General features: G+C 70.3%; 23 protein-coding genes. 14 read left to right on the top strand and 9 right to left on the bottom strand.

Annotated elements, in window-relative coordinates:
* Window positions 1-325: 325 nt before the first annotated feature.
* Window positions 326-1,492, top strand: a complete 1,167-nt coding sequence (locus AB0878_RS12525) for a C40 family peptidase (RefSeq protein WP_366579365.1) — start codon at window positions 326-328, stop codon at window positions 1,490-1,492.
* 194 nt (window positions 1,493-1,686) lie between these two features.
* Here the strand turns inward: AB0878_RS12525 and AB0878_RS12520 are convergent, their stop codons facing one another.
* Window positions 1,687-1,809, bottom strand: coding sequence for a hypothetical protein (locus AB0878_RS12520; RefSeq protein WP_366579232.1), 123 nt, complete (start codon window positions 1,807-1,809; stop codon window positions 1,687-1,689).
* Window positions 1,810-1,941: 132 nt separating this feature from the next.
* Here AB0878_RS12520 and AB0878_RS12515 point away from each other — a divergent pair, with 132 nt between their 5' ends.
* The 5 genes from AB0878_RS12515 (at window position 1,942) to AB0878_RS12495 (ending at window position 5,784) form a co-directional block, all read left to right on the top strand.
* Window positions 1,942-2,553, top strand: coding sequence for a helix-turn-helix domain-containing protein (locus AB0878_RS12515; protein ID WP_366579230.1), 612 nt, complete (start codon window positions 1,942-1,944; stop codon window positions 2,551-2,553).
* An 18-nt stretch (window positions 2,554-2,571) separates the two neighbouring features.
* Window positions 2,572-3,474, top strand: a complete 903-nt coding sequence (locus AB0878_RS12510) for a carboxymuconolactone decarboxylase family protein (protein ID WP_366579229.1) — start codon at window positions 2,572-2,574, stop codon at window positions 3,472-3,474.
* 84 nt (window positions 3,475-3,558) lie between these two features.
* Complete coding sequence (locus tag AB0878_RS12505; protein ID WP_366579227.1) at window positions 3,559-3,915, top strand: GatB/YqeY domain-containing protein; 357 nt, start codon at window positions 3,559-3,561, stop codon at window positions 3,913-3,915.
* Between the two features lie 208 nt (window positions 3,916-4,123).
* A complete protein-coding gene (locus tag AB0878_RS12500) occupies window positions 4,124-4,945 on the top strand; it encodes a helix-turn-helix transcriptional regulator (RefSeq protein WP_366579225.1) in 822 nt (273 codons plus the stop codon).
* Between the two features lie 116 nt (window positions 4,946-5,061).
* Window positions 5,062-5,784, top strand: coding sequence for an SDR family oxidoreductase (locus AB0878_RS12495; RefSeq protein ID WP_366579223.1), 723 nt, complete (start codon window positions 5,062-5,064; stop codon window positions 5,782-5,784).
* Window positions 5,785-6,151: 367 nt separating this feature from the next.
* Here the strand turns inward: AB0878_RS12495 and AB0878_RS12490 are convergent, their stop codons facing one another.
* Genes AB0878_RS12490 through AB0878_RS12480 form a run of 3 tightly spaced genes read right to left on the bottom strand, consistent with a single transcriptional unit; the run spans window position 6,152 to window position 7,629 of the window.
* Window positions 6,152-6,646, bottom strand: a complete 495-nt coding sequence (locus tag AB0878_RS12490) for an SRPBCC family protein (protein ID WP_364055768.1) — start codon at window positions 6,644-6,646, stop codon at window positions 6,152-6,154.
* On the bottom strand, window positions 6,597-7,004 hold the full coding sequence (locus tag AB0878_RS12485; RefSeq protein ID WP_220237550.1) for a metalloregulator ArsR/SmtB family transcription factor: 408 nt from the start codon (window positions 7,002-7,004) through the stop codon (window positions 6,597-6,599). Before AB0878_RS12485 ends, AB0878_RS12490 begins: the two co-directional genes overlap by 50 nt.
* A 31-nt stretch (window positions 7,005-7,035) precedes the next feature.
* The gene (locus AB0878_RS12480; protein ID WP_366579220.1) at window positions 7,036-7,629 is read right to left on the bottom strand and encodes a cupin domain-containing protein; all 594 of its coding nucleotides are present in this window, start codon (window positions 7,627-7,629) and stop codon (window positions 7,036-7,038) included.
* Between the two features lie 90 nt (window positions 7,630-7,719).
* Between AB0878_RS12480 and AB0878_RS12475 the strand changes: the two genes are divergently transcribed.
* From AB0878_RS12475 to AB0878_RS12450, 6 genes are all read left to right on the top strand, one after another.
* Window positions 7,720-8,724, top strand: coding sequence for an NAD(P)/FAD-dependent oxidoreductase (locus AB0878_RS12475; protein ID WP_366579218.1), 1,005 nt, complete (start codon window positions 7,720-7,722; stop codon window positions 8,722-8,724).
* Window positions 8,725-8,726: 2 nt separating this feature from the next.
* A complete protein-coding gene (locus tag AB0878_RS12470; RefSeq protein WP_366579216.1) occupies window positions 8,727-9,356 on the top strand; it encodes a class I SAM-dependent methyltransferase in 630 nt (209 codons plus the stop codon).
* Between the two features lie 1,279 nt (window positions 9,357-10,635).
* Entirely contained in the window at window positions 10,636-11,031 is a 396-nt protein-coding gene (locus AB0878_RS12465; RefSeq protein ID WP_366579214.1) for an MmcQ/YjbR family DNA-binding protein, read from the top strand.
* 100 nt (window positions 11,032-11,131) lie between these two features.
* The gene (locus tag AB0878_RS12460) at window positions 11,132-12,052 is read left to right on the top strand and encodes a DMT family transporter (RefSeq protein ID WP_366579212.1); all 921 of its coding nucleotides are present in this window, start codon (window positions 11,132-11,134) and stop codon (window positions 12,050-12,052) included.
* 52 nt (window positions 12,053-12,104) lie between these two features.
* Window positions 12,105-12,743 carry a hypothetical protein gene (locus tag AB0878_RS12455; protein WP_366579210.1) on the top strand — a complete coding sequence of 213 codons (639 nt, stop codon included), beginning with the start codon at window positions 12,105-12,107 and terminating at the stop codon, window positions 12,741-12,743.
* Window positions 12,744-14,480: 1,737 nt separating this feature from the next.
* The gene (locus AB0878_RS12450) at window positions 14,481-15,419 is read left to right on the top strand and encodes a chitinase (protein WP_366579209.1); all 939 of its coding nucleotides are present in this window, start codon (window positions 14,481-14,483) and stop codon (window positions 15,417-15,419) included.
* 52 nt (window positions 15,420-15,471) lie between these two features.
* Here the strand turns inward: AB0878_RS12450 and AB0878_RS12445 are convergent, their stop codons facing one another.
* From AB0878_RS12445 to AB0878_RS12425, 5 genes are read right to left on the bottom strand one after another with little or no spacing between them, the layout of a single operon-like run.
* Window positions 15,472-16,233: an HAD family acid phosphatase gene (locus AB0878_RS12445; protein WP_366579207.1), complete on the bottom strand. Its 762-nt coding sequence runs from the start codon at window positions 16,231-16,233 to the stop codon at window positions 15,472-15,474.
* A gap of 54 nt (window positions 16,234-16,287) precedes the next feature.
* Window positions 16,288-17,484 carry a class I SAM-dependent methyltransferase gene (locus tag AB0878_RS12440; RefSeq protein ID WP_366579205.1) on the bottom strand — a complete coding sequence of 399 codons (1,197 nt, stop codon included), beginning with the start codon at window positions 17,482-17,484 and terminating at the stop codon, window positions 16,288-16,290.
* A 1-nt stretch (window position 17,485) separates the two neighbouring features.
* On the bottom strand, window positions 17,486-18,451 hold the full coding sequence (locus AB0878_RS12435) for a class I SAM-dependent methyltransferase (protein ID WP_366579203.1): 966 nt from the start codon (window positions 18,449-18,451) through the stop codon (window positions 17,486-17,488).
* Window positions 18,448-19,227 carry an enoyl-CoA hydratase-related protein gene (locus AB0878_RS12430; RefSeq protein WP_366579201.1) on the bottom strand — a complete coding sequence of 260 codons (780 nt, stop codon included), beginning with the start codon at window positions 19,225-19,227 and terminating at the stop codon, window positions 18,448-18,450. The genes AB0878_RS12435 and AB0878_RS12430 overlap by 4 nt, the downstream gene beginning before the upstream one ends.
* Window positions 19,228-19,282: 55 nt before the next feature.
* Complete coding sequence (locus AB0878_RS12425; protein ID WP_364055729.1) at window positions 19,283-20,095, bottom strand: ABC transporter ATP-binding protein; 813 nt, start codon at window positions 20,093-20,095, stop codon at window positions 19,283-19,285.
* 327 nt (window positions 20,096-20,422) lie between these two features.
* On the opposite strand from AB0878_RS12425, the gene AB0878_RS12420 reads away from it, so the two are divergent.
* Entirely contained in the window at window positions 20,423-20,968 is a 546-nt protein-coding gene (locus AB0878_RS12420; protein WP_366579199.1) for a cysteine dioxygenase family protein, read from the top strand.
* Window positions 20,965-21,360 (top strand): rhodanese-like domain-containing protein, encoded by a 396-nt coding sequence (locus AB0878_RS12415; RefSeq protein ID WP_366579198.1) that lies wholly within the window; start codon window positions 20,965-20,967, stop codon window positions 21,358-21,360. Before AB0878_RS12420 ends, AB0878_RS12415 begins: the two co-directional genes overlap by 4 nt.
* Window positions 21,361-21,371: the final 11 nt, after the last annotated feature.

The raw sequence follows: 21,371 nt of genomic DNA, 5'->3' as shown, positions 1-21,371 counted from the left end.
TAGCGGCGAGGGCCCGGCGAGCGCTCAAGCGTCGCCGATGGATGGCGACAACCAGGCCGCCGACGTTTCGCCCCTCGATGGCGACGCGCAGGAAGACGGTGAGGCTTCGCCGTTGGATGGCGACGAGACGACCGCGGCGTCGTCGCTGGACGGCGAGAGCGGAGAGGCCGATGAGCCGTCGCCGATGGATGGCGACGGGAGTGCTGGCGGGTCGCCGTTCGAAGGCGAGAGGGCGGGCTTAGGAGCGTCGCCGATCAGTGGCGACGGCCAGGTCGGGCATGGGTTTTCGGGGCCGGTCGAGCCGTTGCCGCCGTTCTCCGCGGCGATGACGGAGCAGCTGTCGCCGCTGAGTGGCGACGGGGAGAAGGCCCAGGTCGGGAAGCGGAAGTCGCGGCGGGGGCGGGCGGTTGTGGCGGTCGCGGCGGTCGTCGTGGCTGTCGCGGCGTTGGTGGTGGCCGTGCAGTTCGCGCCGGGGTCGGGGCAGCCGGCGACGAAGGCTGCGGGGGACTCGTCGTCGGTGCAAGCGCCGGTGCCGTCGGCGGCCGCGTCGAGTGCGGCGGTGCCGACGACGCAGCCGAACGTGCCGCAGCCCAGCGAGTTCGACGCGTGGGCGTCGAAGACGAGCCAGTGGCTGGACATCCCGCTTCGGGCGATGACGGGGTATGCGCAGGCGACCGTCACGCTCACCAAGGAACAACCCGCGTGCCACCTGTCGTGGGTGACGCTCGCGGCGATCGGCAAGGTCGCGAGCGACCATGGGCGCGCGCACGGCGACCACGTCGGTACCGACGGCGCGATGACCAAGCCGCTGGGCACCGTCGAGGTCCGCGACTTCTACGGCCGCGTCGTGTCGACGGCCAACGCGTCCGGGCCGATGCAGCTGGCGCCGGCGGTGTGGTCGAAGTGGCAGCGCAGCGCGTCGGGTGGCAAGCCCGATCCACAGAACATCGACGACGCGGCCCTCACCGCGGGCCGCGCGCTGTGCGCGGGTGGCCGCGATTTGGCGACGGACTGGTGGAACGCCGTTTCGTCACTGCAGGGCGCGCCCGTTTCGCTGCACCGGATCCTGGCGACGGTGAACGTCTACGGCACCGTCGGACAGAGCAGCCAGGCGCCGAACCCCGCTGTGCTGAGCGCGGTCGACTTCGCGATCGACCAGATCGGCCTCCCCTACGTCTGGGGCGGCAACGGCAGCAGCGACCCCGACCCGGGCTTCGACTGCTCCGGCCTCACGACCGCCGCGTACGGCAGCGCGGGCGTGAAGCTCATGCGCACGGCGGACACGCAGTTCCACAGCGTCCCCCACGTGAGTGAACCCCAGCTGGGCGACCTGATCTTCTACGGTGAACCCACCACGAAGATCCACCACGTCGGCCTCTACATCGGCAACCAGCAGATGATAGACGCCCCGCAGACGGGCCAGGCCGTGCAGGTGCACCCGTACCGCAAGCCCGGAGACGACTACGCGGGCGCGGGGCGGCCGACAGCCTGACGGGGCTACGGCACGTCGGACCTCGCGACCCGGACCCAGACCCAGACCCGGTTCAAGATGGTCACAGCACGTCGGTCTCCGCGACCCAGCCCCAAGGTCAAGAAGGTCACACCACGTCGGTCCCTGCGGCCGGACCCCAGATCAAGAGGGTCGCGGCGCGTCGGTCCGCGCGATCCAACCCCAGGTCAAGTAGGTCACGTTTCGCCGCGGCGGAAGTCGTCGTCGCGGGCGGCGTCGGTGGCCGTGTTGAAGCGGGTGACGGTGTCCTGCAGCGCGGTCATCGCCGAGTCGGCCGGCCGTCTCGGCGATGACGGCACGCGACCAGCGCGCGGGACGGCCCGGGCGGCCTGGTGCTCCCTCAGCCATGTGCGCGGTCTTGCAGTTGGGTCTCGCTTTCCGACTACACAAGCGTATAGTCAGCTGCACGCTCATATAGCGAGGAGGATGCCGTGGACGAACCCGGCGATCTGACGGCACGCGCCCGGATTCGGGACGCGGCGATGCGGCTGTTCGGCGAGCAAGGGTTCGAGGGCGCGACGATCCGTGGCATCGCGGAGGCGGCGGGCGTCTCGTCGGGTCTGGTGCGGCACCACTTCGGGTCCAAGCAGGCGTTGCGCGAGGCGTGCGACGCGCACCTGGTGAAGCTGATCCACCGCCTCAACGACCAGGCGCTCGCGGGCGCGGGCGGCAACCACGTGGCGGCCGCGCGGATCGCCGTCGGGCCGTATCAGGCGTACCTCGCGCGGGCGTTGGTGGACGGTGGCGCCGCGCCGTTGTTCGACGAGATGGTGCGGCTGGGGGCGCGGTGGCTCGCCGACGTCGATCGGACGCGGCCGGACGCGCCGAGCGTCGCGCCCGAGGTGCGGGCGGCGGTGAGTACCGCGATGGCGCTGTCGATCACGGTGCTGCACGAGCACGTGTCGCGCGCGATGGGCGTGGACGTGTTCAGCGTCGAGGGCGACGTGTTGCTCGCGCGCGCCCTGATCGACCTCTACTCGCACCCGATGCTCAGCGCCGACGATGCGCGGAAAGCGCTCGACGAGATCGAGCGGCACCAGTGACTTTGGGAGGAACCTGTCATGCCTCATGCGACCCAACCCCGGATCGCGCCGCTTCCGTGGGAGGAAATGGCGCCGGAGGAGCAGAAGCTCGCGAAACTCGGTGCTGATGAGGTGATCCGGGTTCTCGCGCGGAACCCGTCGTTGATGATGGCTTCGTCGGCACTCGGCGAACACCTGCTGTCGCAAGGCAAGCTGCACCCGCGGGTCCGGGAACTGGCGATCTTGCGGGTCGCGCTGCGGTGTGAGGCGCCGTACGAGTGGGCCAACCACGTGCCCGCCGCGCTCGGCGCCGGCGCGACGGCGGAGGAGATCAACGCGCTGTCGGATCCGGCCGCGGTGTGGTCGCCCGGAGACGACGCGGTGCTCCGGGCGGCCGACGAGCTGTGCGCCGACGCGTTCGTCTCGGACGAAACGTGGGCGGCTCTCGCGTCGACGTTCGATGAGGCGACGATCCTCGAGGTGCTGTTCCTCGTCGGCTATTACCGGATGATGGCGGGGTTCCTGAACTCGGCGGGCGTCGAGGTGAAGCCGGGGCAGCTGCAACTCGGTGAACGCGTGGCGCCGGCAGTCGTCGCGGGACCGGTCGTGGCCGGCGCGTCGCCGTTCAGCGGCGAAACCGTCGTCGACGGGACGTGGCACATCACCTTCACGCACCCCGCGGGGAGTAAGGAGCTGGTGCTGGACCTCGAAACCGGGGAAGACGGCGTGACCGGGTCCATCGTGGACACTCAGCTGGGCGTGACGGTCCCCCTCGTGTCGGGCCGCATCGACGGTCGTCGGCTGGAGTTCACCGCCGTGGTGACCGATCCGGCGCGGTTCGACATCGGCGTGGTGGGCACGGTCGATGGCGACGTGTTCACCGGATCGGTGACGATTTCGGGTGGTGGGACGTTCCCGTTTTCAGGTGTTCGCGGGGGGTGAAGGCGCGGAAATGGCGCGCTCGAGATGGTGATCGGCTGCTAGCGTCGGGTTCGTTCGTCCCGACTCCCGGATGGAATCCGCACTATGCGCGCCAGCCTTCGTGCCGGCCTGAAGACGGCACTCAAGAACCGCGACCGCGTCGCCACCACCGCCCTGCGCTCGGCTTTGGCGGCGATCGACAACGCCGAGGCCGTGCCGGTCGATCAGCTGTCCACGGCGACCGGGACGGAACACGTTGTGGGCGCGGCGCTGGGCGTCGGGGCCTCGGAGGCCCAGCGGCGTGAGCTGACGGAGGCGGACGTCCGCGCGATCGTCGAGAACGAGGTTCTGGAGCGCACGACTGCCGCGGACGAGTACGAGACTCTCGGCCGGACCGAGGCCGCGGAGCGGCTGCGCGCGGAAGCCGACGTGCTGAGGCAGCACCTGGAGCCGGCCTCCTGAGGTCCGGATCCGGCCCCGATCGCGGGCCGGAAATCGGCAATGCCCTCGGTGTCGCCGAGTTTCGGCAACGGCGCCGGCTGCTTGCGGGTGGCGTCGGATTCTCGTTCGCCACGGGGTGGTCCACGGGGTCCGACCGCCTGATCTGCCTGCGGTGAGTCGGCGTGCTCAGTAACCTTCGGGAAGCCGGGACGCCCGGTAGCGTGGTGACGTGAGCGGCAACGAGCTGGGAGAGTTCCTGCGCGCGCAGCGGGCCCGGCTGGCGCCTGAGGACGCGGGCGTGACCAGCCACCGTCCGAGGCGGGTGAGCGGGCTGCGGCGCGAAGAGGTCGCGGTGCTGGCGGGCGTCAGCGCGGACTACTACGCGCGCCTGGAGCAGGGGCGCGAGCGCAACCCGTCCGGGCCGGTGCTGGACGCGATCGGGCGGGCGCTGCGGCTGAACGCCGATGCCCTCTGGCACACCTATCGCCTCGCCGGCCTCGTGCCGCGGGTGCCGGAGCACGCTCGCGACGACGTCTCCCCCGAGCTCCTGCGACTCATGGACACCTTCCCCAACGCGGTCGCGTACGTCACCAATCGGCGCCTCGACCTGCTGGCGACCAACGCGCTCGCCGACGCGCTCCTGTCCCCCGTCGGCAAGCCGGCGAACATGGTGCGCACGCTGTTCCACGAACCGGCGGCGCGCGAGCTTTTCGTGGAGTGGGAAGACATCGTGGCCAGCGCCGTCGATGCGTTGCGGCTCGCGAGTGGCTACGACCGCGAGGAGGTCGGCGAGCTCGTGGACGAACTGCTGGCCACGAGCGAGGAATTCGCCGTTCTGTGGCGAAACCACGGTGTGAAGGGGCTCGCGGGGACGCGCAAGACGTTCCACCACCCCGCCGTCGGCCGGATCGTGCTGGACTACCAGACGTTCGACGTGCGCGACGCGTCCGGCCAGTACCTGCTCGTGGGAATCGCGGAGCCGAACAGCGCGAGTGCCGACGCGCTGGCGTTGCTGGGGTCGTTGCGCGCGGTGGCCGACCAGCCCCGGTGAGCCGAACCAGGGTGTGCCGCTCCTAGGCAACGGCGTCCTTCCGGATGCGTTTCGCCGCGGGCAGCCTCGAGGTCACGACGGTCCCCACGACCGCGCAAACCTCACGAGGAGTACGCATGAACGGCAAGATCGCGCTGATCACGGGCGCGAGCAGCGGCATCGGGGAGGCCACCGCACTGCGACTGGCCGCTGACGGTCACCACGTCGTCCTGGGCGCCCGCCGCACCGACCGGCTCGCGGCGGTCACGGAGAAGATCCGCGCGAACGGCGGTGTTGCCGATTTCCGGCAACTCGACGTGACCAGCTTGGAGAGCGTGCGCGCGTTCGTGACGGCCGCGCATGAGACGCACGGCCGGGTCGACGTGCTCGTGAACAACGCCGGCGTGATGCCGCTGTCCACTCTGGACAAGCTCCGCGTCGACGATTGGAACCGGATGATCGACGTGAACCTGCGTGGCACGCTGCACGGGATCGCCGCCGCGTTGCCGCTGATGGGCGAAACCGGGGGTCACATCGTGAACGTCGCGTCGACGTCCGGCCTGCGCGTGGACCCGACGGCGGCTGTGTACTGCGCCACGAAGTTCGGGGTGCGGGCGCTTTCCGAAGGTCTGCGCCAGGAGAACACGAAGGTCCGCGTCACCATCGTCAGTCCGGGGTTCACACACTCCGAACTCGCGGACCAGGGCGGCGATCCCGAGACACAGGCGGCGGCGCGTGCGGCGAGCGAGCAGCTGGGTATCCCGGCTTCGGCCATCGCGGACGCCATCGCCTACGCCGTGAGCCAGCCGGCGGCGGTGGACGTGAACGAGATCGTGGTGCGGCCCACGGCCCAGACCTGAGCCGTTGCGAACGCGCGCGGCGCGGCGGGACCCGCCGTGCCCATTCCGCGCGGTGGGACCCGCCGTGCCTATTCGGCGCTCAGGGACCGGTCGTGCCCATCCGGAACGGCAGGTCCGTTCGCGACACCGGGTTCGACACGACGGGTCCGTTCGCAACAAAGGATTCCGCACGAACGGTCCGTTCGCGACACCGCAGTCGGCATCGCGGATTACTCCGCGACGACGGATCCGGCAGGCAGGTCCCTTCGCCGATACCAGAGCCGGCACGACGGGTCCATTCGCGCACACCGCGGTCGGCACCGCAGGTCCCTTCGCGACGGCCGAGACGACCGGGGCAGAACCCGTTGCCGCAGAACAAGTCCGCGAGTCAGGCCAGGGACGCGGCCAGCTCCTCCAGCAGGTCCATCTGCTCCTGCATCCCACCTTCCATGCCGGACTCGATGATGGCGTCGCGGACTTCGCGGCTGCCCGTCTCCATGAGGATCGACAGGCTGGTGCGGTCGCCCGAGCCGGCGAAGGTCGTCGTGGTGATCGCGGCGTCGTCGTCGGAGGCGCCGGGGGTTTCGTAGACCTCGCTGCTGACGATGCGTTCGTTCGGGACGATCTCGCGGTACTCGCCGTGGAACGCGACCTCGAAGCCGCCGTTGGCGTCGAGGACGTAGCGCCACCGGCCGCCGACGCGCAGGTCGATCTCGACGGACCGCATGGTGCCGCGGTGGCCCGCCCAGAAGCGTTTGACCAGCTCAGGCGTGGTCCACGCGCGGTAGACGAGGTGCCGCGGGGCGGCGAACTCGCGGGTGATCAGGATCTGGTCATCGGCCGGCAGGGTCACCTTCGCCGTGCCCGTTGTCGTCTCGGTCATGGTCGCTCTCCTCGCCCGTGGATCGGTCGTCGGTGCGTTCGAGTTCCTCCAGCACGGAGTCCAGCAGCTCGAACCGCTCCTCCCAGGAGCGCTCGAACTGCCGTACCCAGTCGTGGATCGGTTTCAGGGCACGGCCGTTGAGCCGGTACAAGCGCTGACGTCCTTCGTCCCGGACGTCGACCGCGCCCACTTCGCGCAGCACGCGCAGGTGTTTCGACACCTGCGGCTGCCCCATGCCGAGCAGCCGGACGAGGTCGTTGACGGGGTACTCGCCACCGGCGAGCACGTCGAGGATCTCCCGTCGCCGCGGTTCGGCCACGGCGTTGAACACGTCGGTCGTCGTCGCTGCTCGTGCCACGCCGACCATCGTATTCCCATATGGGTATGTGTCAAGAGGACGCCGGCCGGGCGCGGACGTGGAACCGCTCCCCCTGTGGCCCGAAAAGGGCGAGAACCTCGCACGGCACGTCGCCGGGGTTGCCGAACCAATGCGGAACGTGCGTGTCGAACTCCACGACTTCACCCGGTTTGAGGATCACGTCGTGCTCGCCGAGGATGAGCCGCAACTGTCCGGAAAGGACGTAGGCCCATTCGTACCCCTCGTGCACGCGCGGATCGGGGTCCGTGTCGGGCCAGTGCGGCGGGAAGATCTGCTTGTACGCACGCAGCCCGCCGGGCCGGCGCGTGAGCGGCAGGAACGTGACGCCGTGCCGGACGAAGGAGTGCGTGCGCAGCCGAGGGTCGCTGGTCGGCGCGGTGCCGACGAGCTCGTCGAGCGGCACCTGGTGGGCGCGTGCGAGGGCGAGCAGGAGCTCGAGCGTCGGCTTGCGCTGGCCGGACTCGAGGCGCGAGAGCGTGCTCACCGAGATGCCGGTGGTCTCCGACAGCTGGGCGAGCGTGGCGTTGTTCTGCTGGCGGAGCGCGCGCAGTCGCGGGCCCACCGATTCGAGGACGCCGTCGACGTCCGGGAGTTCACCGTCCATGACTCCATTTGCTACTTCGGCAAACGTATTTGTCAAGTCGGCGAGATCTGCGGATAGTCCGAGGGGAGGGACGAACTACAGGAGGACCAGGTGAACGAGAACTATGACGTCGTGGTGGTCGGCGGCGGTGCCGCGGGCCTCAGCGGCGCGGTGGCACTTGCGCGCTCACGGCGTTCCGTGCTCGTGGTGGATGCCGGCGAGCCGCGCAACGCGCCGGCCGGCCACGTGCACAACTACCTCGCCCGCGAGAGCACGCCGCCCGGCGAGCTGCTGGCGGCTGGGCGTGAAGAGGTCCTCGGGTACGGGGGCGAGATCGTCGACGGGGCGGTGACCTCGGCCGTTGCGCTGGACGGCGGCGGGTTCGCCGTGGCTCTCGCCGATGGGAGGACCACGCGGGCGCGTCGCCTCCTGGTGGCGACGGGGCTCGTCGACGAGTTGCCGAACGTTCCGGGCGTCGCCGAGCGGTGGGGACGCGATGTGCTGCATTGCCCGTACTGCCACGGCTGGGAGGCGCGTGACCAGGCGATCGGCGTGCTGGCGACGAATCCGATGGCCGTCCACCAGGCCCTGATGTGGCGGCAGCTGTCGGATGACGTGGTCGTTTTCCGGCACACGGCCGCGTTCGACGAGGAGCAGCTGGCGCAGCTGAGCGCGCGCGGGATCCGGGTCGTCGACGGCGAGGTGACGGCGCTGCGGGTGGAGGACGACGCGCTCACCGGTGTCGTGCTGCGCTCGGGTGAGGTGGTGGCGCGGGAGGCCGTGGTGGTCGCGCCGCGGTTCACGGCGCGGGCCGACGTGCTCGTGTCGCTGGGGCTGGAGCCGGTGGAGCTGGAGGTCGACGGGCACGTGATCGGCAGCTCGGTGCCGGCCGACGCGAACGGCGCCACGTCGGTGCCCGGGGTGTGGGTGGCCGGGAACGTGACGGACATGAAGTCGCAGGTCGTCGTGTCCGCAGCGGCCGGGTTGACGGCCGGCGCGGTGATCAACGGCGATCTCGTCGCCGAGGACGTACGGCGGGCGCGGGAGCCGTTCGCGCACGAAATGGAACGACAGGTTGCCGCGCTGGTCGGCGGCTCGACGAAGCACGGGGTGTGACGATGGCTGAGCAGCACGAAGAAGTCCCGTTCGACCAGGATTCCTGGGACGAGCGGTACCGGTCGAAGCCCGCGATCTGGAGTGGACGGCCCAATGCGCAGCTCGTGACGGAGGCCGCCGAGCTGCGCCCGGGCAGCGCGCTCGACGCCGGCTCCGGCGAAGGCGGCGACGCGCTGTGGCTCGCGCAGAACGGCTGGCGCGTGACGGCCGCGGACTTCGCGGCCACCGCCCTCGACCGGGGTGCGGCGCAGGCGGCCGAACAGGGCCTGGGCGACCAGATCCGGTGGCTGACGACGGACCTCACGACGTGGGTGCCGGACGAGAAGTACGACCTCGTCACGTCGCACTTCCTGCACCTGCCGACGGCCCAGCGCGTCCCGATCTTCGCGCGGCTCGCGGATGCCGTGGCGCCGGGTGGGACGTTGCTCATCGTCGGCCACCACCCGACCGACGTGGAGGGCGCCGCGCACCGGCCGAACGTGCCGGACATGTTCTTCTTGGCCGAGGATGTGGCGGCGACGTTGGATGAGTCGTGGGAGTCCGTGGTGACTGACGCGCGGGAGCGGGCGCACGTGATCGAGGGGCATGAAGTGTCCATTCGCGACACGGTGTTGGTGGCGAGCAAGCGGTGAGTTCCTTGGTCGGGCACCTGTTGCCGTTGGGTGGCGACGGGTGTCCGGCCGGGGTTGTCGGGGGCGTGCGGCTGTTGTCGCCGTTCAGGGGCGACGGTGTTAGCCGGTGGGTTGCGACGGGTCGCGCCATTCGCCGTTCAGTGGCGATGGGTCGCGCCGCCGCTCGCCGGTGAGCGGTGACGGCATTCGCCAGTGGGTTGCGACGGTCGCACCATTCGCCATTCAGCGGCAACGGGGAGCGCCGGCACTCGCCGGCGAGAGGCGACGATTCGCCCGAGAGGGGCGACAGGTTGCGCCATTCGCCGCCCAGCGGCGACGGGTCGCGCCGCCGCTCGCCGGTGAGAAGCGACTGCATTCGCCAGTGGGTTGCGACGGTCGCACCATTCGCCATTCAGCGGCAACGGGGAGCGCCGGCACTCGCCGGTGAGAAGCGACGATTCGCCTGCAGGTGGCGACCAGCCGCGCCATTCGCCGCTCAGCGGCGACGGGTCGGGCGGCCGCTCGCCGTTCACTGGCAACGGCGTTCGCCCGTGAGTGGCGAGGGGTAGCGCGATTCGCCGCTCAGGGGCGACGGGTCGCGCAGCCGCTCGCCGTTGAGCGGCAATGGCATTAGCCAGTGGGTTGCGACGGTCACGCGATTCGCCACTCAGTGGCAACGGGTCCCGCCGCCGGGTTGCCCGCGGCGGTCAGCAGACCGACCCCAGCAGTACGTGACGATCGCGCCTGCTGCCACTCGCCGTTGAGAGGCGACGGCGTTCGCCCGCGAGTGGCGACAGGTCGCGCTGTTCGCCAGTGAGTGGCGACGGGTCGTGCGGCGGCTCGCCGTTGAGAGGCGACGGCAATCGCCCGCCAGTGGCGACAGGTCGCGCTATTCGCCACTTAGCAGCGACGGGTCGCGCAGCCGCTCAGCGGCTACGGCGCTGACCGGTGAGTGGCGACGGGTCGCGCGGGCGCTCGCCGTTGAGCGGCGATGGCGTTCGCCGGCAAGTGGCGACGGGTTGCGACGTTCATGGTTGAGGGGCGAGGGGTCACGCCTCTCGCCGTTTGATGGCGACGTCTCGAGCCATTCGCCGTCTAGTGACCGGGTCGCGCGGCTCGTCGTTGAGTGGCGACGGCGTTCGCCCGTGAGCGGCGACAGGTTGCGACGTTCGCCGGTCAGTGGCGACCGGCCGCGCGATTCGTCGTTGAGCGGCGACGGTATTCGCCTGTGAGGGGTGAGTGGCTGGTGGGCGGGTGAAAAGGGGCGCCGCGCGGAGCGGGGCGAGTTAGCCTGGGCGGCATGGCGACTTGGGAGGACGTGGCGCGGCTCGGGGCGCGGCTGCCGGGGACGGAGCTGGTCGTCAAGAGGGATGCGCGGTCGTGGGGTGTGAAGGGTAAGGCGTACGCGTGGGAGCGGCCCTTGCGCAAGACCGACCTGGACGCGCTCGGGGACGCGGCGCCGGAGGGCGACGTGCTGGCGGTGCGGGTGCCGGATGTCGGGGCGAAGGAGGCGTTGCTGGTGGACGAGCCGGGCGTTTTCTTCACCACGCCGCATTTCGACGGGTATCCGGCGGTGCTCGTTCGGCTGGCCGAGATCGATTTGGCGACGCTTGACGAAGCCCTCGTCGAAGGGTGGCTGTGCCGGGTGCCGAAGAAGGTCGGGAAGCAGTATCTGGAGGAGCGCGGCGTCGGCTGACATCGTCCAGCTCTCCTTAACGATTCGTCCAAGATCTTTCACTTGTCCTGTCGATCGGGCTTTGGCAGCGTGGAAGGCGAATCGACCAGGGGGAGCGCGGATGTCGGGCAGCGGCACATTGGTGCGGATGGCGGCGCTGGCCGTGCTGTGGGGCTCGACGTTCCTGTGGATCAAACTCGCCCTCGAAGGCTTTGCGCCGGTGGTCGTGACGGTGGTCCGGTGCGCACTCGGGTCCCTGGTGTTGCTCGGGCTCGCGGTGGCGGCGCGGCAGAAGCTGCCGCGCGACCGGACGACGTGGGGGCGGCTGACGGTGGCGGCGTTGTTGTGCAACGCGGTGCCGTTCGGGTTGTTCGCGGTGGGCGAGCGGACCGTCGACTCCGGGGTGGCCGGCGTGCTCAACGCGACCACTCCCCTGTGGTCGCTGCTGATCGGCCTCGCGCTTGGTGTCGAGCGAGGCATCCGGCCGATGCGGCTGGCGGGTCTGCTGATCGGGTTCGCGGGGACGTTGCTGATCTTCGCGCCGTGGACGCGGGCGGGACTGGCGAGCTGGGGTTCGCTCGCGCTGCTCGGGGCGGCGGTGAGTTACGCGGTCGCGTACGCGTACATGGGTCGGAAGCTCGTGGGTCGCGGGACGGAGCCGTTGGCGTTGTCGGCCGCGCAGTTGCTGGCGGCGACGGGGCTGAGTGCGCTGGCGTTGCCGGTTGGTTCGGCGTCGTTGTCGCCGCACGTCACGGTGTTGTCGGTGGTGGCCGTGGTGGTGCTCGGGGTGTTCGGGACCGGTGTGACGTTCTACCTGAACTACCGCCTGATCGCCGATGAGGGGCCGACGGCGGCGGCGACCGTCGGGTATCTGCTGCCGGTGGTGTCGGTGGTGCTCGGTGCCGTGGTGCTGGGCGAGGAGATCGGGGCGCGCGTGGTGGTGGGGATGGTGGTGGTGCTCGGGGGTGTCGCCGTTTCGCGGCGACGGCGGCCGGCGGTGGCCGCGCGCCGAGTCGGCGCCGAACTCCGGGAAAGCGGCTAAACTTCGCCCGCGCGTCCGCGAGTGCGGACGGAACCGGTCGAGGGAGGCGCGGATGCGCAGGCTCGTCGTTGTTCTTGCGGTGGTCGTCGCGGCGTTCGGGGCGGCGGGGGTGGCGTCGGCCACGACGTCGGTGAGCGTGGGCGGCGCGGTGGCGAAACCGCGGTCGTTCTCGGCGGCCGAGCTGGCGGGCGCGGATCTGGACCAGGTGGTGACGGGGCTGTCGCCGATGCTGCCGCCGGGCAAGAACACGATGCTGCGGGTGACGGTGACGGTTCGCGGCACCAACCACGCCGTGACGTTCGCGCTGGCGGAGCTGGATCCGTCGTTCGGCAATCACCCGGCGGTGTTCCGGACGGGCCGGCATGGCGTGGATCTGACGGTGCCGGGCGACCGCAACGCTTCGCGCACGGTGACGGACGTACGGTCGGTGACGGTGCTTGTGTCCGACGCTGCTTCGGCGACGCGCGCGGTGCGCGTGACGGTGGGGCGGCGCGTCGTGACTCTGCCGCCGGAGCTGCTCGCACACCTGCCGCGGCGGACGGTGACGGCGAAGTTCGGGTCGGACGCGGGGCAGCAGACGCACACGGAGTCGGGGCCGGGGCTTTCGCTGGTGCTGCTGCTGGCCGGTGTGCTGCCGACGTCGGACAAGACGGTGGTCGCCGTTGGGTCGGGCGGCTATGGGCCGCGGTGACGCTGGCGGAGGCTTCGGTGGGCGGGCGGCCGCTGCTGCTGTCGACGGTGGAGGACGGGAAGGCGCTGGACCTGCCGCGGTTGGTGCCATTGGGGGATGTCAAGGGTGGGCGGTATGTCTCGGGGGTTACTGCGCTCGCTGTTGGGTGAGGTTGGTTGGGGAGTTGGGTTGCCTGCAGCACTGCGAGGTTCGCGGGATGCCGGATGCGGTGCGCAGTTGACGGCAGCGCTGTGGCGCTAGCGAGATGCCGGATGCGGGTCGCGCTGACGGCCGCACTGCGGAGGTCGCGGGATGCCGACTGGGGTGCGCACTTGACGGACGCGATGTAGGGCTTGCGCGATGCCGCTTGGAGAGTTCGGTTGACGGCAGCGCTGTGGGGCTCGAGGGATGTCGGATGCGGGTTGCGCTGACGGCCGCAGTGTGGTGCTCGCGCGATGCCGGTTGGGTGTTCGGCGGATGCCAGCGCCGTCGGGCTCGTGGGATGTCGGATGCGAGTCGCGTTGACGGCCGCGATGTGGGGCTTACGCGATGCCAGTTGCGGTGCGCAGTTGGCGGGCGCGATGCGGGGCTCTCGCGATGCCCGATGCGGTGCGCAGTTGACGGCGGCGCTGCGGGGCGCGCGGCCGGTCGGGTGTTCGGTTGATGGCAGCGCATTGGGAGCTCGCGGGATGTCGGATGCGGGTCGCGTTGACGGCCGCGGTGTGGGGCTTACGCGATGCCAGTTGCGGCGCGCAGTTGACGGCCGCTCTGCGAGGCTTGCAGGGTGTCGGTTGCGGATCGCGCTGACGGCCGCAGTGTGGCGCTTGCAGAATGCCGGTCGCGGTGCGCAGTTGGCGGGCGCGATGTAGGGCTTGCGCGATGCCGCTTGGGGAGTTCGGTTGACGGCGGTGCTGCGGGAGTCGCGCGATGCTCGATGCGCGGCGGCGATGTCGGGCTTGCGGAATGACGGTTGCGATGGACAGTTGACTGCCGCCTTGTGGAGCTTGCGGGATGCCGGTTGAGGTGTGCAGATGACGGTGGCGCCTGGAGTTCGCGGAGCTGACGGGAACGGGTGGCGGCGATCGCGTTGGTCGGGGGCGAGTTGTTGGTGGCGCGTCGAGCTGCCGTGTGGGGTGCTCGGCGGTGGTCAGCGGGCAGTGCGATCGTGGCTCGGGGAAGGTCGCAGGCGGTGTGGCTCCTGGATAGCGGAGATCGCGCGGGGTGCCACGGCGATATGTGCTTGGAGGCGGGATCTTGGCGAGCGGTGGAAATTGCGCTCGTTCGCGGTCGGTGGCGTGCCTTGTGACGCGGCAACCCGCGCGTTGGCAAGGGCCCACCCTCCCGGGGGCCGCCCATGATCCATTTTACCGGGGTGTACCGACAGGAACCGGCGTGAGCGGGAGTTATCCACATCTGATGTCGGGTTGTGGATGACCGGAAAGGACTCTGAGGAGTCAAGGGGGCTCGACGGGCGAAGAGTCGAGCGGGGGAGCTCGGGGAGAGCCGCGGTGGCCGGCCGGCCGAAGTTGCGGGCGAAGGCGAACGGAGAGGCAAGACCCACGGAAAGCGCAGGTCAGCCGCAGCGTTGCCGGTGATCGGGACTGCGTGGCATCCGAATGGCCTATGGCCCGGCTCACATTATTGGTCTATACCATTTGGACAAGGTTTCCCCGCTCTCCAGGTCCCCGCTGTGGAGGTTTCACCATGAGGCTCCCCTCTCCCCGGAAGTTGATTGCTGCGTTGGGTGGATTGGCGGCTGTGGCCGCCGGGTTGGCTGCGCCGGCGGGTGCGGCGCCCGCGGTGCCGGCGGCGGCCGGGTCGCCGGCGCCGGTGGCGCCGTATGTGGATATGGGGGCGTGGCCGACGCCGGTGCTCTCGACGATGTCGTCGAAGGGTGGGGTGAAGGGGTTCACGCTCGGGTTCGTGACGGGCGCCGGGTGCAAGGCCAGCTGGTTCAACGCGTACGACCCGCGCTCGGCGTGGCAGGCGAGTGAGATCGCGAAGATCCGGTCGGGCGGGGGTGATGTGAAGGTGTCGTTCGGTGGGGCGTCGGGGATTGAGCTGGCGCAGGCGTGCAGCAGTGTATCGTCGCTCGAGGCGGAGTATGACGCGGTAGTGAAGGCGTATGGCCTCAAGTACATCGACCTCGATATTGAGGGTGCGGCGGTGGCCGACACGGCGTCGATCCAGCGGCGGTCGCAGGCGCTCAAGACGGTGCAGAACAACAATCCCGGCCTGAAGATCTCGCTGACGCTGCCGGTGCTGCCCAACGGGCTCGACAGCAACGGCCTGGGCGTCGTCAACGCGGCCAAGGCGGCGGGCGTGAACCTGGACCTGGTCAACGTGATGGCCATGGACTACTACCAGGGCGCGGGCGACCAAGGGGCGAAGGCGATCTCGGCCGCCAAGGCGACGCAGGCGCAGCTCAAGTCCATCTTCGGGCTGTCGGACGCGGCCGCGTGGAAGAAGGTCGGGCTGACGCCGATGCTGGGCGTCAACGACTCGCAGAACGAGATCTTCTACCAGAAGGACGCCACCGCCGTGGTGAACTTCGCGAAGAGCGTGCACCTCGGCATGCTGTCGTTCTGGGAGGCCGGCCGCGACGCGAACGCGTGCAACGGAGCGCTTTACCGCTGCACCAACGTTTCCCAGCAGCCCTACGAGTTCTCGAAGATCTTCTCCGGCTACAACGGCTGACCGGCCGCCCGGCCGGGGTGTCCACTGAGGACGCCCAGGCCGGGAGAGGCCGTCAGGGCAGGTAGTACATCGGGTTCGGCAGCTTGACCGGGTTGTCGGCGTAGCCGCCCTCGAGGTCGCTGAACTGGTCGCCCAGGTTGAGCACGATGTGGGCACCCGTCGCCTGGATGTGGGCGCGGGTGCCCGACTTGTACTGGATCGTGGTGCAGGTCAGGCCGCACGGCAGGTAGTCCGGCGCCGTGCCGGCCGGCTTGAAGAACGCGCCCGCCGGCGCCGGGTAGCCCTCGTTGGCCAGGTTCTTCAGCGACTGCGGGCCCTGCGGGGTGCTGCGGCCCGTCAGGAAGTAGACCTTCACACCGCGCTGCGCGGCCCAGTTCGCCAGCTCCAGCACGGGCTTGTTGGCCACGAATGTGCCGTTGTCGATCGCCTGCTGCTGCTTGACCGGGTCGAACCCGAAGTCGTTGTCGGCCTCCCAGCCGTAGGTGACCTCCGACGTGTCGTCGACGTCGAGCACGATGGCCGGGTTCTTCACCTTGCCGAGCTTCTGCGTGAGGTAGCGCTTCGCGTCGGCCACGACCCGCTTGGTGTCGGTGACGAACCTGCTCGAGTCGGAGTAGTGGTGCTTGCCCGACGCGTCGAGGTAGTCGCCGTAGTAGGCCTTCACGTCGTTCTTGACCTGGCCGATGTTCGCCGGCTCCCGACCGTGGGCGGCCGTCACCGCGTCGGAGCCGGCCAGCGCGGTCGCACCACCCGCGACGGTGGCGCCGATCGCCGCCGCGGCGGCGAGCTTGAGCAAAACGGGAAAACGGGACACGGCGAACCCCTCCAAGTGAACTTCAGGTAAAGTGCGCCCGCAATCTACGCCACCTCAGGCGGCAGGAGAACCCTCCGAAGGGATGCGTTCGGCGCGGCAGACGAAGGCCACCGGCGACCGGCCGATGCGCGTGAGCACCACAGTGGACTCCGCGCTGCCCCGTGGTTTCAGGCGGCGGCGCAAGGCGTCCGGGTCGACGTCGAGGCCGCGGACGAGGATCTCCAGGCGGCCGACGCCGTGGCGCTTCAGCGTGGCACGCAGGGCTTTTTCGCTGTACGGGCCGTGTTCCAGCACGCGGAAGGCGCGCACGCCCGGCGGCGGCGTGTCACCGGTCAAGTACGCGATGCGTTCGTCGAGCTGCCACAGGCCGTGGCGCGCCGCGTAGTGGCGGACCAGGCCGGCACGCACGACGGCGCCGTCCGGGTCGATGATCCACTCCCCCGGCGGCTGCGCAGGCAAGTCGTCCGGATCGGTGTCGGTGACCGTCCACTGAGTACCGTCCGAGCGCAGCACCGTGGCCCGACGGGAGACACCACCCTCCAAGCCCCGCCAGAGACAGGCCTCGCGGACGGCGCCGTCGAGCGAGACCAGCTCCACTTCCGAAGCCCACGGCGCGATGGCGAAGTCCAGGCCCGGCGCGCACTTCACCGACAACGTCCGCCCGCCGTAGGCGTCGACTAGCTCGTCCAGCGGCGGTAGGAAGTCCGCCGGTTTCCACGTGCGCCGCCCGGCCGAGTCGCGGCGGGCCGGGTCGGCGACCACGACCGTGTCCCGGCTGACCGGGCGCAGAGCGTCGGCCTGCACCACACCGACCGAGACCGAAGCCGCGGAAGCGTTGTGCCGCGCCATCTCCAGCCGTACGCGATCCACATCGGACCCCAACGTCCGAGAAGCGACCCGCGCCAGCTCCACCAGGTCGGCGCCGACGGAGCACGTCACGTCGTGCACGTCGCGGCCGGCCAACCGGGACGCCCGGTGCCGCGCCACCGCCGTCGCGCTCGCCTGTTGCAACGCGTCGCCCGTGAACAGCCACGAGTCCGCATGAGACAGCTTCGAAGCCGATTTCCGCCGCAGCACCACCGTTTCCAGCACCGCCGCGGCGAACCGCTCCCCCACCGAGCGGCGCACGGCGGCGACGTCGGCGATGCGGGAAGCGTCCGTCAGCGGCAGCGCCGCGCAGTCGGCGAGCGCCGCCCGTCCCGCGGCGGAGCGCAGGAAGGCGACGTCGTCGAGCGAGAAACCGTAGGCCAATTCAGGAAGGCCGCTTGGTCCCGGTGATCATCACGTTGTAGAACAGCTCACGCGGCAGCACCTTCGAGAGCACCTTCTTGTCCAAAGCGGACAGCCGCAGCCACAGGTGGTAGGCGAACATGCGCCACCGGACCGTGAGCTTCTCCTGCGGGACAGCCGCCTCGAACGTGCGGATCGGCCAGCCCGCGAGAGCCGCCGAGAACTCGTCCGTCACCGCGCGCACATCCTGCGCCCCGGCGCCGCGCGCCATCCCCTCGAGTTCCGACGGGTCGAAGGTGTGGATGTCCACCACGGCTTCGAGAGCCGCCGCACGGGAGGATTCGTCCAGTTCGGACTGCGGACGCCGCCAGCCGGTCAACGCGGGCAGCTTCGTGACACGCGTGGTGAGGTACCAGGTGATCTGGCCGAGCTTGCGCGCGTAGAAGTCGCCGACCTTGGTCGGCTCGCCCGCGAAGACGAACCGCCCGCCCGGCTTCAGCACGCGCAGCACCTCGCCGAACGCCTGGCGCACGTCGGGGATGTGGTGCAGCACGGCGTGACCCACCACGAGGTCGAAAGTGTTGTCCTCGTACGGGATCCGCTCCGCGTCGGCCACGCGGCCGTCGACGTCGAGGCCCAGCTTCTCCGCGTTGCGCAGCGCCACCTGCACCATGCCCGGCGAGAGGTCCGTGACGGAACCCTTCTTCGCGACGCCGCCCTGCATGAGGTTCAGCAGGAAGAACCCGGTGCCGCTGCCCAGCTCCATCGCGTGGGTGTAGGGCTGGCCGTCCTCGCCCGCGACGGCGTTGAACACGTCGGTGGCATACGAGATGCAGCGCTCGTCGTACGAGATCGACCACTTCTCGTCGTACGTCCCGGCTTCCCAGTCGTGGTAGAGCACGTTGGCGAGCTTCGGGTCGGCGTAGGCCGCCTTGACCTCGTCGGCCGTGGCGTGCGGGTTCGGGGCCGGGTCGGTCACGGCGGTCACTTCCCCTCGAAAGTGGCCTTGCCGGGGCCGTTCTCGATGAAGGACTTCATGCCGTTCTTCTGGTCCTCGGTGGCCCACAGCGCCGTGAACAGCTGCGTTTCGATCTTCAGGCCGGTCGCCAGGTCGACGTCGAGACCCGAGTCGATGGCGGCCTTCGCGGCCTTGAGCGCCACGGCGGGACCGTTCACGAACTGCGCGGCCCACTTGTGCGCGGCGGCGTACACGTCGTCCGGCGCGACGACCTCGTCGACGATGCCGAGCTTCAGCGCTTCGTCGGCCTTCACGAACCGGCCGGTGTAGATGAGGTCCTTGGCCTTGCTCGGGCCGACCAGGCGCGAGAGCCGCTGCGTGCCGCCGGCACCCGGGATGATGCCGAGCTGGATCTCCGGCTGGCCGACCTTCACGTTGTCGCCCGCCACGCGCCAGTCGGCGGTGAGCGCCAACTCCAGGCCGCCGCCGAGGGCGTAGCCGGTGATGGCGGCGACGACCGGCTTCGGGATGGCCGCGACCAGCGAGCAGGACGCGGTGAGCTCGGCCCCGAACTTCGAGATCTCCGGGTAGGTGCGGTCGCCCATCTCCTTGATGTCCGCGCCACCGGCGAAGGTCTTCTCGCCGCCGTAGAGGATCACCGCACGCACGTCTTCGCGGTTCGACGCCTCGCGCGCGGCCTCGGCCAGCTCGGTCTGCAGCTGGTTGTTGATCGCGTTGACCGGCGGCCGGTTCAGGCGGATCGTGCCGACGCCGTTCTCGACCTCGAGGTTGACGAACTCTCCCACGCGACTTCCTCCTCGTTGACGGATGCCGGCAGGCTACCGGCCGGTACGCCCGAACTTACCGGCGCCGGGCGAAGAACCGCTCGCCCGAACGCTGCAGCACCAGGTCCTGGTCGAACGTCTTCGACAGGTTCTCGCTCGTGATCACGTCGTCCATCAGGCCCGCGACCACGGCGTGCCCGTCGCGCAGCAGCAGCGCGTGGGTGAAGCCCGGCGGGATCTCCTCGACGTGGTGCGTGACGAGGACCATGGCCGGCGCGTCCGGGTCCATCGCGAGGTCGGACAGCCGCGCCACGAGGTCCTCACGCCCGCCCAGGTCCAGACCCGCCGCCGGCTCGTCGAGCAGCAGCAGCTCCGGGTCGGTCATCAGCGAACGCGCGATCAGCACGCGCTTGCGCTCGCCTTCGGACAGCGTGCCGAACGTGCGCTTCGCCATGTGCGCGATGCCGAGCGTGCCGAGCAGCTCGGCGGCGCGGTTGAGGTCGAGGCTGTCGTAGGCCTCGCGCCAGCGGCCCATCACGGCGTAGCCGGCGCTCACCACCACGTCTTCCACGCGCTCGTCACCCGGGATGCGCTGGGCGATGGCGGCGGAGGTGAACCCGATGCGGGGGCGCAGGTCGAAGATGTTCACGCGGCCGATGCGGTCGCCGAGCAGGTCGACGGTGCCGGCCGTGGGGTGCAGCTCCGCGGCGGCCAGCCGCAGCAGGGTCGTCTTGCCCGCGCCGTTGGGCCCGAGCACGACCCACCGTTCGTCGAGTTCGACGCTCCAGTCGAGGTCCGCGAGAAGGTCGTTTCCGCTCCGGCGGACGCCGACACCGGACATCCGCACCACGAGGTCGTCAAGGTCGCTGGGCAGGATCGGCTCGCTCACGGGCCCATTGTGGCCGTCCACGCGCGCGCGTCCGCACCCGCCCGGGGTTGACAACGCACCCGCGCGCGTGTGACCCCGCGCCGACGTCCAGCGGATGGGACGAAGCAGCGTACAAAGTGCGAGCTGTGGCACGATCGGTGACGTGTCCAGGTCCGCGTCCGCCACCGTCCCCGCAGCCCGGGGCTCGTTCTGGCGCCGTCGCACGATCGACCTGCTCCTCGTGGCCTCGTGCGGGTGTACGCGAGCGCGGCGCGCCTGCTGAACGCGGGTTTCGTGCCGCGCTGTGCCGTCTTGCCAGCCGTCACCCCCGTTTGAGGAGCACCCGCGTTGACCACGTCGATCACCCGTCCCGACTTCGAGATCCACCCCCGGCTGACCGATCCGCTGCTGGCGCAGCTGCTTCAGCCCGAGCGGCTGCTGTGGACGCCGCGTGAGCTGGCCGACCTCACCAAGACCGTGACCACCGAGCTCACCTCCAGCCTGCGCGAGGTGCTGCGCTTCGACGAGGAAAGCCGCTGGTGGGCGCGGCTCGCGCTCACCGACGGGCTGGAGCTGTGGCTGCTGTCGTGGCTGCCCGGCCAGCAAACGAAGCCCCATGACCACGGTGGCGCGGCCGGCTCGTTCACCGTGCTGCAGGGCGAGCTGGGTGAGGAATACCGCTATCCCGGCGGCCCGATCCGGCGCCGCACGCACACGGCGGGCGAGAGCATCGGCTTCGGCGCCGGGCGGGCGCACCAGGTCACCGGCCTCGGCGACCAGCCGGCCGCCAGCGTCCACGCGTACTCGCCGCCGCTGGTGCCCACGCGCGAATACGCGACGCTGGCCGACGTGCCCGGCGAAATCCCGCCGCTGCCGGTCATACTCGGCCGATGAGCTCGATCGACGACTTCCTCGCCGGCGCCCGGTCCTCCTTGGACCGGGCCTCGCCGGAGCGCGCGTCTTCGCTGCAGGCCGAAGGCGCGCTGATCGTGGACATCCGGCCGCACGCCAACCGCGCCGCCGAGGGCGAGATCCCCGGCGCCGTGGTCGTCGAGCGGATCCACCTGGAGTGGCGGCTCGCCCCGGACAGCGACTGGCGGCTCGACGGTGTGACTCCTGACACGACGGCGATCGTGATGTGCAACGAGGGCTACTCGTCGAGCCTGGCCGCGGCGGACCTGCAGCGGCTGGGGTTGAAGAACGCTACGGATCTCGAGGGTGGGTTCCGGGCTTGGGCGGAGGCTGGGTTGCCCGTGGTGGAGGGTGGCTCGCCGGCGGTGCCGTAGCACGGCTCAGG

It is taken from the genome of Amycolatopsis sp. NPDC047767 (genome assembly GCF_040704195.1).
GTDB lineage: Bacteria > Actinomycetota > Actinomycetes > Mycobacteriales > Pseudonocardiaceae > Amycolatopsis.
The sequence above is the reverse complement of the archived record's forward strand: the minus strand, read 5'-3'. Positions and strand labels throughout refer to the sequence as shown.

Excerpts from the sequence above, each read along its gene's own strand:
- AB0878_RS12525 (WP_366579365.1), top strand. The coding sequence starts at position 326 with ATGACGGAGCAGCTGTCGCCGCTGAGTGGCGACGGGGAGAAGGCCCAG.
- AB0878_RS12510 (WP_366579229.1), top strand. The coding sequence starts at position 2,572 with ATGCCTCATGCGACCCAACCCCGGATCGCGCCGCTTCCGTGGGAGGAA.
- AB0878_RS12505 (WP_366579227.1), top strand. The coding sequence starts at position 3,559 with ATGCGCGCCAGCCTTCGTGCCGGCCTGAAGACGGCACTCAAGAACCGC.
- AB0878_RS12495 (WP_366579223.1), top strand. The coding sequence starts at position 5,062 with ATGAACGGCAAGATCGCGCTGATCACGGGCGCGAGCAGCGGCATCGGG.
- AB0878_RS12490 (WP_364055768.1), bottom strand. The coding sequence starts at position 6,646 with ATGACCGAGACGACAACGGGCACGGCGAAGGTGACCCTGCCGGCCGAT.
- AB0878_RS12480 (WP_366579220.1), bottom strand. The coding sequence starts at position 7,629 with ATGGACGGTGAACTCCCGGACGTCGACGGCGTCCTCGAATCGGTGGGC.
- AB0878_RS12470 (WP_366579216.1), top strand. The coding sequence starts at position 8,727 with ATGGCTGAGCAGCACGAAGAAGTCCCGTTCGACCAGGATTCCTGGGAC.
- AB0878_RS12465 (WP_366579214.1), top strand. The coding sequence starts at position 10,636 with ATGGCGACTTGGGAGGACGTGGCGCGGCTCGGGGCGCGGCTGCCGGGG.
- AB0878_RS12460 (WP_366579212.1), top strand. The coding sequence starts at position 11,132 with ATGTCGGGCAGCGGCACATTGGTGCGGATGGCGGCGCTGGCCGTGCTG.
- AB0878_RS12455 (WP_366579210.1), top strand. The coding sequence starts at position 12,105 with ATGCGCAGGCTCGTCGTTGTTCTTGCGGTGGTCGTCGCGGCGTTCGGG.
- AB0878_RS12415 (WP_366579198.1), top strand. The coding sequence starts at position 20,965 with ATGAGCTCGATCGACGACTTCCTCGCCGGCGCCCGGTCCTCCTTGGAC.